Raw genomic sequence first — 12,002 nt, 5'->3', positions numbered from 1 at the left:
TTTATCAACGAAAGCTTGTTGCGAACACCCGGAGGTCATCATGAAACGCATTCTGAACGCCCGTTTTTATCGAAGCTATTTCTCTGCAATAAATAGCGAAGCCATTAAAAATAATGGGGCCAGGAATCATGCTGACTGGCTGTCATGGGTTCCGGTGGAATACCGTATGGATATTTTGTCGCGGCTCACGCAGTGGGATATGGAATCGCTGGATGACGAACAATATCGTCGCAGGATCTGATTGCGGCGCAACCTGCTCAACCGAATTCGATTTTCTGAGTAATGGTGAACTTTCACCAGCCAGTGGGGAGACTCACTGGTTTTTTTATATCCATATACCCTTCACATTTCGAGCCGCAGATGCGTTGGCTGCGCTTACTCACCCGAATCACTGACTCATGTCAGCTCATCGGGATTCGTGCAATTTCCGCGTTGCTCGGCAAAGCCTCGCCCCTTCGGGGCCAGCGCGAGCGCTGTTCAAAGGCTAAAACCTTTGTCCTGCAGCTCGAACTGTTTTGGGTATACACTCTATATTTCGTTGTAAGACATTTATTTCTCAGGGAAGACGTCATGTCAAAACCTCGTATTAATGCCATTTATGTCACCTTTCTGGTGGTCTCCTTGTTGTGCGGCATTGCAGGCGCGCTGCAGGCGCCAACGCTGAGCTTGTTCTTGACGAATGAAGTGAAAGTCCGGCCGATGTGGGTTGGATTGTTTTATACGGTTAATGCCACCGCGGGGATAGCCATCAGCTTTCTGCTGGCTAACCGTTCCGACAATAAAGGCGACCGCCGCAAGCTGCTGATGTTTTGCTGCCTGATGGCGCTCGGTAATAGTCTGGTGTTTGCCTTCAGCCGCGACTATCTGGTGCTGATCACTGTCGGTGTGCTGCTGGCGGCGATAGGCAACGCGTCGATGCCACAGCTTTTTGCGCTGGCCCGTGAACATGCGGATCGCTCGTCCAGCGAAGTGGTGATGTTCAGTTCGATGATGCGTGCGATGCTTTCACTGGCGTGGGTGCTAGGTCCGCCGCTCTCTTTCATGCTGGCGCTGAATTATGGTTTTACCCCGATGTACCTAAGCGCAGCGGCGGTATTTGTTGGCAGCATACTGATGATCTTTTTCTTTCTGCCGTCGGTACCGCGCGTCGAGCAGCCAGTCGATGAAAAGGTGGTGCCGGTCAGCGCATGGCGCAACAAAGATGTACGTCTGCTGTTTGTCTCGTCACTGCTGATGTGGACCTGTAATATCATGTATGTGATTGATATGCCTCTGTATATCACCAGTGACTTAGGCTTGCCAGAAGGGCTGGCGGGGTTACTAATGGGCACGGCAGCGGGGCTGGAGATTCCTGCAATGTTACTGGCGGGTTATCTGGTCAAACGTACCGGCAAGCGCAAGCTGATGCTGTACGCAGTGGCGAGCGGGGTGGTTTTCTACGCCGGCCTTGTGGTGTTTCAGTTCAAAGCCGCGCTGATGATCCTGCAACTGTTTAACGCGATTTTTATCGGCATCGTGGCCGGTATCGGGATGCTCTATTTTCAGGATCTGATGCCGGGGCGTGCAGGTTCCGCGACCACGTTGTTCACCAACAGCATTTCCACCGGTGTGATCTGTGCAGGTTTGTTACAGGGCTTTATCGTCGAAAACTTCGGGCATTATCCGGTGTACTGGGCGGCGACGGCGCTGGCGGTTATCGCCTTAGGCCTGATGTATAAAGTCAAAGACGTTTGAAGCCTTCGATAAAAGAAAAAGAAAAACCCGCGATTGTCGCGGGTTTTTTATGCTGACGGAGCTGCAATCAGTTCATAAACGCAGGTTGATTCTTCTCGTAGGCAGAGATGTTTTCTTCGTGCTGGAGCGTCAGACCGATGCTGTCCAGACCGTTAATCATGCAGTGCCGACGGAAGCTGTCGATCACAAACGGATAGCTTTTATCACCGGCTTTGACAGTCTGCGCTTCCAGATCCACTTCAAAGGTGATGCCTTCGTTCTCTTTCACCAGCGCAAACAATTCATCAATTTCTGCATCGCTCAGTGTGATGGGCAGCAGTTGGTTGTTGAACGAATTACCGTAGAAGATATCGGCAAAGCTTGGTGCGATCACTGCATGAAAACCGTAGTCGGTCAGCGCCCAAGGCGCATGTTCACGGGAAGAGCCACAGCCAAAGTTTTCGCGCGCCAGTAAAATGCTCGCGCCTTTGTAGCGCGGTTTATTCAGCACGAAATCCGGGTTAGGCACCTGACCGGCGTCGTCCAGAAAACGCCAGTCGTTGAACAGGTGCTGGCCGAAACCGGTGCGGGTGACTTTCTGCAAAAACTGTTTCGGAATGATGGCATCGGTATCGACGTTAGCGGCATCCAGCGGAACCACCAGACCAATGTGTTGAGTAAATTTAGCCATGGTGTTGTCCTCAGTTCAGTTCACGGATATCAGCGAAACGGCCGGTCACCGCTGCTGCGGCTGCCATTGCCGGGCTGACCAGATGTGTGCGTCCGCCACGGCCCTGACGGCCTTCGAAGTTACGGTTGCTGGTGGAAGCACAACGTTCGCCGGGTTCCAGACGGTCGTTGTTCATCGCCAGACACATGGAGCAGCCCGGCAGACGCCATTCGAAACCGGCTTCGATGAAGATCTTATCCAGACCTTCTTCTTCCGCCTGCGCTTTTACCGGGCCAGAGCCGGGTACCACAATCGCCTGTACGCCGGTCGCGACTTTACGACCTTTGGCAACGGCTGCGGCAGCGCGTAAATCTTCGATACGTGAGTTGGTGCAGGAACCGATGAACACTTTATCAATCGCCACATCAGTCAGTTTAATGCCCGGTTGCAGATCCATGTATGCCAGCGCTTTTTCAGCGGAAGCACGTTCGACTGGATCGGCAAAGGAGGCCGGATTTGGGATGGTCTGATTGACGCCCATCACCTGACCCGGGTTAGTTCCCCACGTAACCTGTGGTGCGATATCCGCTGCATCCAGTGTTACGACGCTGTCGAATTTGGCATCCGCATCTGTTTGCAGGGTTTTCCAGTACGCGACTGCGGCGTCCCAGTCTTGGTCTTTCGGCGCGAACTGGCGTCCTTTCAGATAAGCAAAGGTCGTTTCGTCAGGCGCAACCAGTCCCGCTTTAGCCCCCATTTCGATCGCCATGTTGCACAGGGTCATACGACCTTCCATGCTCAGCGCTTCAATGGCTTTACCGCAGAACTCGACGACGTGACCGGTACCACCAGCGCTGCCGGTTTTACCGATAATCGCCAGCACGATATCTTTGGCGGTGATACCTGCTGGGGCATCGCCGGTCACTTCGATTTTCATGGTTTTGGCGCGGCCCTGTTTCAGGGTTTGCGTCGCCAGAACGTGTTCCACTTCTGACGTGCCGATACCAAATGCCAGCGAGCCGAATGCGCCGTGAGTCGCAGTATGGGAATCGCCGCAGACAATGGTCATTCCCGGTAACGTCATGCCTTGCTCTGGGCCAATCACGTGAACGATGCCCTGGAAAGGGTGATTCAGGTCATACAGCTGCACGCCAAATTCCGCACAGTTCTTGATCAGTTCCTGCATCTGAATACGGGCCATTTCGCCGCTGGCATTGATGTCTTTGGTTTGGGTGGAGACGTTGTGGTCCATGGTCGCGAAGGTTTTACCCGGCTGACGTACCGGACGACCCATGGCACGCAAGCCGTCGAAAGCCTGCGGAGAGGTGACTTCATGGACCAAATGGCGGTCGATGTACAACAGCGGCGTTTCGTTTTGCGCTTCATACACCAGGTGTGCATCAAATAATTTCTGATATAAGGTCTTCGCCATGATGTTATGCCCCCTCGGCCACGAAGCGGGCAATAATGTCGCCCATTTCGCTGGTGCCAATTGCGTTATGACTGTTCGCCAGATCGCCCGTACGATGGCCGGCTTCTAATGCTTTATTTACCGCCTGTTCGATGGCGTCTGCGGCTTCGTCAGCACCCAGGCTGTAACGTAACAAAAGGGCCGCTGAGAGGATTTGTGCAATCGGATTAGCAATGTTTTTGCCGGCAATATCCGGCGCTGAGCCGCCTGCAGGCTCAAACAGACCAAACGCCTGTTCGTTCATGCTGGCCGATGGCAACATACCCATGGAGCCGGTGATCATCGCGCATTCGTCCGACAAAATATCGCCGAACAGGTTAGAGCACAGCAACACGTCAAACTGAGACGGGTCTTTAATCAGCTGCATGGTCGCGTTGTCGATATACATGTGATTCAGGCTGACGTCCGAATAATCTTTCGCGATTTCGTTAACCACTTCGCGCCACATAATGGATGTCTGCAATACGTTGGCTTTGTCGATGGAGGTCACTTTGCTGCGGCGTTTTCGCGCAGATTCAAAGGCAATGCGTGCGATGCGCTCGATCTCAAAGCGGTAATATACTTCGGTGTCGAAGGCTTTCTCATGCATGCCCTGACCTTCACGGCCTTTCGGCTGGCCAAAGTAGATGCCGCCGGTCAGTTCACGGACGCACAGAATATCGAAGCCCTTGGCGGCGATGTCGGCACGCAGCGGACAGAATTCTTCCAGGCCCTTATACAGACGGGCGGGACGTAAGTTACTGAACAGTTTGAAGTGCTTACGCAGCGGCAGTAACGCGCCGCGCTCTGGCTGATCGTTTGGCGGTAAATGTTCCCACTTCGGACCACCGACGGAACCGAACAAAATCGCGTCAGCTTGTTCACAACCGGCAACGGTAGCCGGTGGCAATGGGCTGCCGTGTTTGTCGATGGCGGCACCGCCGACATCGTATTCGCTGGTTGAGATTTTCAGGCCAAAACGCTGACGGACCGCGTCCAGTACTTTATAAGCCTGCTGCATGACTTCCGGGCCGATGCCGTCGCCGGGTAAGACGGCAATATGATGGGTCTTGCTCATGTTCACACCGTTTCCTGATTGTTTTGTTTTTCGGTTTGCAGACGCTGTTTTTCGATTTCTACCTGCTTGCTGCGCCAGATGCTGTTCAATACGTGGATCATCGCTTTGGCGGAGGATTCAACAATGTCCGTCGCCAGACCGACACCGTGGAAACGACGGCCATTAAAGGAGACAACAATATCAACCTGGCCCAGTGCATCACGGCCATGACCTTTGGCGGTCAGCTGATATTTGATCAGTTCAATCTGGTAGCCAGTGATGCGGTTAATCGCCTGATAAACGGCATCGACAGGACCATTACCGGTCGCGGCTTCTGTTTTGAACTCATCGCCGCTGGCCAGATTGACTGAGGCCGTTGCTGTCATGTTGGAGCCGGATTGCACGCTGAAATTGTCCAGACGGTAAAACTCTGGCTCTTCTTGCTGCTTATTGATGAATACCAGCGCTTCCAAATCGTAGTCAAAGACCTGACCTTTCTTGTCGGCCAGTTTCAGAAACGCTGCATACAGATGATCCATATTATAGTCGGATTCTTTGTAGCCCATTTCTCCCATGCGGTGCTTCACTGCTGCACGGCCGGAGCGAGATGTCAGGTTAAGCTGAACCTGATTCAGGCCGATAGATTCCGGGGTCATGATTTCGTAGTTTTCGCGATTTTTCAGCACGCCGTCCTGGTGAATACCGGAGGAGTGAGCAAAAGCGTTGGAGCCGACAATGGCTTTATTGCCCGGAATTGGCATGTTGGTGATTTGGCTAACAATCTGGCTGGTGCGATAGATCTCTTTGTGATTGATGTTGGTGTGCACGTTCATGTATTCGGAACGGGTACGGATGGCCATAATCACTTCTTCCAGCGCCGTGTTTCCGGCACGTTCACCAATCCCGTTCAGCGTACCTTCAACTTGACGGGCACCGGCCTGAACCGCAGCGATGGAGTTACCGACCGCCATGCCTAAATCATCGTGGCAGTGAACAGAAATAATCGCTTTATCAATGTTCGGTACGCGTTCATACAAGTTAGTGATGATGCCGCCGAACTGAGTGGGTGTAGTGTAGCCGACGGTGTCAGGAATATTAATGGTGGTTGCACCCGCTTTGATCGCGGCTTCTACCACGCGACACAGGTTATCCAGTGGCGTACGGCCGGCATCTTCACAGGAAAATTCGACGTCATCCGTATAGTTACGGGCTCGTTTCACCGAGTGAACTGCCATATCCAGGACTTGATCGAAAGAGCGCTTTAATTTGGATTCGATATGCAGCGTAGATGTCGCCAAAAAGACGTGAATACGGAAGGCTTCGGCAACGCGTAATGCCTCCGCTGCGGCGTCGATATCGCCATCAACACAGCGGGCCAAACCGCAAACACGGCTGCTTTTAATCTGACGCGCAATGGTCTGCACAGATTCAAAATCACCAGGAGAAGAGACGGGGAAGCCAACTTCCATGACGTCGACGCCCATTCTTTCCAGCGCGATGGCAATTTGCAGCTTCTCTTTAACGCTCAGGCTGGCTTGCAATGCCTGCTCACCGTCACGCAGCGTAGTATCGAAAATAATGACTTGTTGGCTCATGGGTAGATTCCTTGTCTGCTTTACTTTCACGCCGTGGAGGTAAAAAAAAACCCGCGCATCGGCGCGGGTTTAGTGTCTTTGGAAGAGGAATCAGTTCTGATTTTCTGCCACTGGCTTACCGCGCGAATTTTCTGCGTTGAGTAGTAGGCCTGATAGAAGAGTGATCATGAACATGGGTTTCAGCTTCTCTTGAATAATGATTGTCGGAATTAATTAAACCGTGGCCTAAATTGATACGTGAATGCGTGGTTCGTGTCAACCACTCTCACGACAAACAAGTGAGAACAATAGAGTGTGAGAATATTTCTCATTTGGTGGAATATTCTGGATATGTAATCATTAACGAAGTAATCGAAACACCCTATAAAGTAATTATGGACAAGAGAGATATCCAGCAGAGGACTAGGTTTTCGGATTTTTTTGCTGAAATTTGAGGTTTTACACGGAACGCCTTAGCGCATTATTCTTTGCCTGGATGACAGGTAGAGTTGGTCTGGTGATTAAGCGCCAGCAATCCCTTTTTGGTGATTATAGCCAGGTTTAATTCTTTATGTGGTTTTTTCTCCTGTCAGAGATATTTTGTTTTTTTGCTTTTCTCATGCTGTCGCCATGCCTGCGAATTGAACTTCTGCTTCATTTTTTCTTTTCTCGTTTTCCTGATCTTCCTGAACCATAATTTGGTTTGCCTGCCGTAGCAGTCCCGGTAGACTACGCGAATTGTTAATATTGGTGAGCAACTGCAAATAAATCTTTGGGTTTATTGCCACTGGCTGTTCCTCCTTTACTCCTCAGGCTCACAGATTATGACCACGACGTTGAATGACTATCATCTTGTTACCCGTTTTCGGCAGCAGCTTTCCACCCGACCTGACAACATCGCTTTTCGCGAATGGTCAGCAGATCGGGAAACTGCGCTGACCTGGCGCGAAGTCGGTAAAGAAGTCGATCACTTTTCACGCCTTTTATTGCAGTTAGGTGTGGGTATTCAAGAGCGTGTCGCTATCTGTGGTGGTAATGCCATGGCATGGACACTGGCAGATATGGCCATTTTGCAACTTCGTGCCATCACGGTGCCGATTTATTCCACGAGTACTGTCGCACAATTTGCCTATGTCATAAATGATGGAGACATCCGCACGTTGTTTATCCTCGGCCAGGCGCAATTTGACACGGCGGTGCAATTGCGTGAACTGTGCCCACAGTTACAGAATATTTTGGTTCTCGATGACGATGTTGATCTCCGCGGGGTCACGATAGCTCGCCATGTGCATGCGCAGACCCTAATCGAACCTGCTCTGGACGAGACCTTACAGGCGAGGATCGCAAGTTGTCATCTCGAGGATTTGTTTACCCTGATTTATACCTCGGGCACCACCGGTGAGCCGAAGGGAGTGATGCTTGATTATCGCAGTATTGGCACGCAGCTCCAGCAACATGAACAGCGACTGGCGTTGTCAGAAAATGACGTTTCTTTGTGTTTCTTGCCGTTGGCACATGTCTTTGAGCGGGCATGGAGCTTCGTCGTCATGCATTTTGGTGCGCAGAACGTCTACCTGCGGGAAACCGACCGGGTTCGTGATGCGCTACAGGCTGTCAAACCGACGGTCATGTGTGCGGTGCCGCGTTTTTATGAAAAGGTCTTCAGCGCGATCAATCAAAAAGTCGCGCAAGCCGGATATATAAAAAAGAAGCTGTTTCACTGGGCTTTGGCTTGCGGGCGCAGAAAATTTTTGTCTGAAAGGCACGGTGCTGTTGCGACCTGGTGGCAAACTCGCCAGTACGCGCTGGCTGATAAACTGGTGCTCAGCAAGCTGCGCGATCTGTTGGGCGGCAATCTGCGCTTTTTGCCAGCGGCAGGTGCCAGCCTGGACGACAACATCATTCTGTTCTTTGAATCTATCGGACTTAAAATCAAATATGGTTATGGGTTAACAGAAACCTGTGCCACGGTCACTTGCTGGGAGGAAAAGGATTTTCTGTTTGGCTCCGTCGGGACGTCTTTACCCCTGATTAAGGTGCGTATTGGCGACGAAAATGAAATTCAGGTGCGCGGGCCGACGCTTTTTCGCGGTTATTTTAATAAGCCAAAAGAAACCGCTGCCAGTTTTACGGCGGATGGCTGGTTCAAAACGGGGGATGCTGGAAAGCGGGATGAGCAAGGTAATCTATTTGTCACCGAGCGTTTAAAGGATCTGATGAAAACCTCGGGCGGTAAATATATTGCACCTCAGCGTATCGAAGGCACGCTGGTTCAGGACCGTTATATCGAACAGGTGGCGGTTATCGCAGATGCCAAGCACTTTGTGCTCCGCGCTTATTGTGCCGGACTTTAATGCGCTGATTGATTATGCGCAAGCACACAGCATTGATTATCTCAACCGAGAAAGCCTGCTGAAGAATGAGCAGATTCTGTCGCTATTTACCTACCGTGTCCGCGAAATTCAGCATGAATTGGCCAGTTATGAGCAGGTGAAGAAATTTGCGTTGCTGACATCGCCTTTTACCATGGAAGCCGGAGAGTTGACGCCGACATTGAAGCTGCGGCGCAAAATTATCCTTCAACGATACAAAAAAGAGGTCGACAATTTCTATTGTGACTAAGGTCACTGACTGAATCAGCATTGCCTGTCGTGACGGGATTTTGTCGCTTTGAAGGTTTTTATTACGTTGCCATCGTTAAAATTGCCGTCAGTTAACAGCGCAAGTCAGCCATAATTTAATGCTGTAATTTATCCCTCCTTCCTGATAATCCTGAGTAGTTGTCTCAGTTGAGCAGTGTTTTGTCTGGAGAGAGCAGGGCAGAGCAGCGCGACGCATTAACCCTGTAACGACTCCGGCATTTTGTCGTTTGCCTGACCTAAATTCAGGCGTTAAGGTATTGGGTTAAGTTAGCGTAATCCGATAAGAACATCAGGGCTTAGCCCTCTTACCCGGAATGACTGGAAATGATTTCCATCACTCTTTTGAGTTGCCTACTTACCCGAGCAATTCACTTATTAAAATAAGTTATCCTATTAGAAACAAAAAGCCTGGAGGCAAAACCATGGAGATGTTGTCAGGAGCCGAGATGGTCGTGCGATCGTTGATCGACCAGGGTGTTAAACACGTATTCGGTTATCCCGGCGGAGCGGTGCTGGATATCTACGATGCCCTGCATACAGTCGGTGGGATTGATCATGTGCTGGTGAGACATGAACAAGGTGCTGTGCATATGGCGGATGGTTATGCCCGCGCCACAGGCGATGTCGGCGTAGTACTGGTGACCTCAGGTCCCGGTGCGACTAATGCCATCACGGGTATTGCTACGGCCTATATGGATTCCATTCCGCTAGTGGTGCTGTCAGGCCAGGTTCACAGTGCTCTTATCGGCTACGACGCCTTCCAGGAATGCGATATGGTGGGGATCTCCCGCCCAGTGGTGAAACACAGCTTCCTGGTGAAGCGCGCAGAAGATATTCCTACCGTATTGAAAAAAGCGTTTTATTTGGCATCCACAGGTCGTCCTGGTCCGGTGGTGGTTGATCTGCCCAAAGACGTCGTCAGTCCGCAGATAAAATTGCCTTATGCCTATCCTGAGCACGTTAGCCTGCGCTCGTATAACCCGACGGTTCAGGGGCATCGCGGGCAGATTAAGCGCGCACTGCAAACGCTGCTGGCGGCTAAAAGACCGGTGCTCTATGTGGGTGGCGGCGCGATCAATTCAGAATGTCATGCTGAGCTTTTACAGCTGGCAGAAAAACTCAATTTGCCGGTGACCAGTTCCCTGATGGGATTGGGCGCATTCCCTGGAACTCATCGTCAAAGTGTGGGTATGTTAGGCATGCATGGTACTTATGAAGCCAACATGACCATGCACAATGCCGATCTTATTTTCGGCGTGGGTGTGCGTTTTGACGACCGTACCACCAACAACCTGGCTAAGTACTGCCCGAATGCAACGATCATGCACATTGATATCGATCCGACCTCAATCTCCAAAACGGTCAGTGCAGATATTCCGATTGTCGGCGATGCCAAGCAAACCCTTGAGCAGATGCTTGAATTGCTGGCACAGAGTGAAGAGAAGCAGGAGTACGACGCTCTGCGTGACTGGTGGCAGAGCATCGAACAGTGGCGCGCCAAAAACTGTCTCGACTATGACAAGAACAGTGGCACCATTAAGCCTCAGGCAGTCATTGAGACGCTGTGCCGTCTGACTAAAGGGGATGCCTATGTCACCTCGGATGTCGGTCAGCATCAGATGTTCGCGGCGCTGTATTATCAATTTGATAAGCCACGCCGTTGGATAAATTCCGGTGGTCTCGGCACCATGGGCTTTGGTTTACCCGCTGCGCTGGGTGTAAAACTTGGTTTACCCGATGAAACAGTCATTTGCATCACGGGTGACGGAAGTATTCAGATGAACATTCAGGAGTTGTCTACCGCACTACAGTATGATCTGCCGGTCATCGTGGTGAACCTGAATAACGGTTATCTTGGCATGGTGAAACAGTGGCAGGATATGATTTACTCTGGACGTCACTCCCAGTCTTACATGCAGTCACTGCCTGATTTCGTCAAGCTGGCGGAAGCTTACGGGCACGTGGGTATTGCCATTCGTACCCCGGATGAATTGGAAAGCAAACTGGCGCTGGCGCTGGCACAGAAAAACCGTCTGGTATTTGTGGATATCAGCGTGGATGAAACTGAACACGTTTACCCTATGCACATCCGTGGCGGTGCGATGGACGAAATGTGGTTAAGCAAAACGGAGAGGACTTGATCATGCGCCGGATTTTATCAGTACTGTTGGAGAACGAATCAGGCGCGCTGTCGCGTGTAGTGGGCCTCTTTTCACAACGCGGTTATAACATTGAAAGCCTGACCGTGGCCCCGACCGATGACCCAACCCTGTCACGCATGACCATTCAAACCATGGGTGATGCCAAGGTCATTGAGCAGATCGAAAAGCAACTGCACAAGCTGGTCGATGTGCTTCGCGTCACCGAGCTGGTTCAGGGCGCTCATGTTGAGAGAGAAATCATGCTGGTCAAGGTGCAGGCTTCTGGCTATGGCCGCGAAGAAGTGAAAAGGTCCACCGAGATTTTCCGCGGGCAAATTGTTGATGTCACCGCAACGCTTTACACCGTTCAACTGGCGGGTACCAGCGATAAGCTTGACGCATTTCTGGCATCGATTCGTGATGTGGCGGAAATCGTTGAGGTTGCCCGTTCCGGTGTTGTGGGTGTGTCGCGTGGCGACAAAATCATGCGCTAAAAGTACGCTTGTCTCATGGCCATGATTTTACCTGAGAGATGACGTATAACCGACAAAAGCCCAGCCTCAGGTTGGGCTTTTGTTTTTTTGCAACAGCAGAGCGCTTGTTGCGCGGACAGACATTTTTAGGTGAAACGATTCGGTAAAACACCAAACCCCTTGCTCAACAGGGTCTTCTGCGGTTAGATAATGGAAGTTTAATTAATCATTTCATCATTCAGGCTACGCTTTATGCGCGCCAGGATGGTCCAAAAAGAGCAG

General features: G+C 51.2%; 9 protein-coding genes and 1 pseudogene. 5 read left to right on the top strand and 5 right to left on the bottom strand.

Going from position 1 to position 12,002, the window contains the following annotated elements; genetic code table 11:
* Positions 1 to 40 precede the first annotated feature (40 nt).
* Positions 41 to 241: a glucose uptake inhibitor SgrT gene (sgrT, locus tag IEV89_RS11265; protein WP_188473605.1), complete on the top strand. Its 201-nt coding sequence runs from the start codon at positions 41 to 43 to the stop codon at positions 239 to 241.
* 329 nt (positions 242 to 570) lie between these two features.
* Complete coding sequence (locus IEV89_RS11260; protein WP_188473602.1) at positions 571 to 1,734, top strand: MFS transporter; 1,164 nt, start codon at positions 571 to 573, stop codon at positions 1,732 to 1,734.
* A 67-nt stretch (positions 1,735 to 1,801) separates the two neighbouring features.
* Here IEV89_RS11260 and leuD read toward each other — a convergent pair whose 3' ends face one another.
* The 5 genes from leuD to IEV89_RS11235 form a co-directional block, all read right to left on the bottom strand.
* On the bottom strand, positions 1,802 to 2,404 hold the full coding sequence (leuD, locus tag IEV89_RS11255) for a 3-isopropylmalate dehydratase small subunit (protein WP_188473600.1): 603 nt from the start codon (positions 2,402 to 2,404) through the stop codon (positions 1,802 to 1,804).
* A 10-nt stretch (positions 2,405 to 2,414) separates the two neighbouring features.
* The gene (leuC, locus tag IEV89_RS11250; RefSeq protein WP_188473598.1) at positions 2,415 to 3,815 is read right to left on the bottom strand and encodes a 3-isopropylmalate dehydratase large subunit; all 1,401 of its coding nucleotides are present in this window, start codon (positions 3,813 to 3,815) and stop codon (positions 2,415 to 2,417) included.
* 4 nt (positions 3,816 to 3,819) lie between these two features.
* Entirely contained in the window at positions 3,820 to 4,911 is a 1,092-nt protein-coding gene (leuB, locus tag IEV89_RS11245) for a 3-isopropylmalate dehydrogenase (RefSeq protein ID WP_188473596.1), read from the bottom strand.
* A gap of 2 nt (positions 4,912 to 4,913) precedes the next feature.
* Entirely contained in the window at positions 4,914 to 6,485 is a 1,572-nt protein-coding gene (gene leuA / locus IEV89_RS11240; protein ID WP_188473594.1) for a 2-isopropylmalate synthase, read from the bottom strand.
* A gap of 596 nt (positions 6,486 to 7,081) precedes the next feature.
* On the bottom strand, positions 7,082 to 7,252 hold the full coding sequence (locus IEV89_RS11235; RefSeq protein ID WP_188473592.1) for a hypothetical protein: 171 nt from the start codon (positions 7,250 to 7,252) through the stop codon (positions 7,082 to 7,084).
* Between the two features lie 36 nt (positions 7,253 to 7,288).
* Here IEV89_RS11235 and IEV89_RS11230 point away from each other — a divergent pair.
* From IEV89_RS11230 to ilvN, 3 genes and pseudogenes are all read left to right on the top strand, one after another.
* Positions 7,289 to 9,086, top strand: a pseudogene (locus IEV89_RS11230) (AMP-dependent synthetase/ligase).
* A 442-nt stretch (positions 9,087 to 9,528) separates the two neighbouring features.
* Positions 9,529 to 11,247, top strand: coding sequence for an acetolactate synthase 3 large subunit (ilvI, locus tag IEV89_RS11225; RefSeq protein ID WP_188473590.1), 1,719 nt, complete (start codon positions 9,529 to 9,531; stop codon positions 11,245 to 11,247).
* Positions 11,248 to 11,249: 2 nt separating this feature from the next.
* Positions 11,250 to 11,741: an acetolactate synthase small subunit gene (ilvN, locus tag IEV89_RS11220; protein ID WP_188473588.1), complete on the top strand. Its 492-nt coding sequence runs from the start codon at positions 11,250 to 11,252 to the stop codon at positions 11,739 to 11,741.
* The last annotated feature ends 261 nt before the right edge of the window (positions 11,742 to 12,002 follow it).

The organism is Hafnia psychrotolerans (assembly GCF_014639435.1).
In the GTDB taxonomy this organism is placed as follows: Bacteria; Pseudomonadota; Gammaproteobacteria; order Enterobacterales; family Enterobacteriaceae; genus Ewingella; species Ewingella psychrotolerans.
The sequence above is the reverse complement of the archived record's forward strand: the minus strand, read 5'-3'. Positions and strand labels throughout refer to the sequence as shown.

Coding starts and splice junctions, on each gene's coding strand:
- leuB (WP_188473596.1), bottom strand. CDS start 4,911: ATGAGCAAGACCCATCATATTGCCGTCTTACCCGGCGACGGCATCGGC.
- IEV89_RS11260 (WP_188473602.1), top strand. CDS start 571: ATGTCAAAACCTCGTATTAATGCCATTTATGTCACCTTTCTGGTGGTC.
- sgrT (WP_188473605.1), top strand. CDS start 41: ATGAAACGCATTCTGAACGCCCGTTTTTATCGAAGCTATTTCTCTGCA.
- ilvI (WP_188473590.1), top strand. CDS start 9,529: ATGGAGATGTTGTCAGGAGCCGAGATGGTCGTGCGATCGTTGATCGAC.
- leuD (WP_188473600.1), bottom strand. CDS start 2,404: ATGGCTAAATTTACTCAACACATTGGTCTGGTGGTTCCGCTGGATGCC.
- ilvN (WP_188473588.1), top strand. CDS start 11,250: ATGCGCCGGATTTTATCAGTACTGTTGGAGAACGAATCAGGCGCGCTG.
- leuA (WP_188473594.1), bottom strand. CDS start 6,485: ATGAGCCAACAAGTCATTATTTTCGATACTACGCTGCGTGACGGTGAG.
- leuC (WP_188473598.1), bottom strand. CDS start 3,815: ATGGCGAAGACCTTATATCAGAAATTATTTGATGCACACCTGGTGTAT.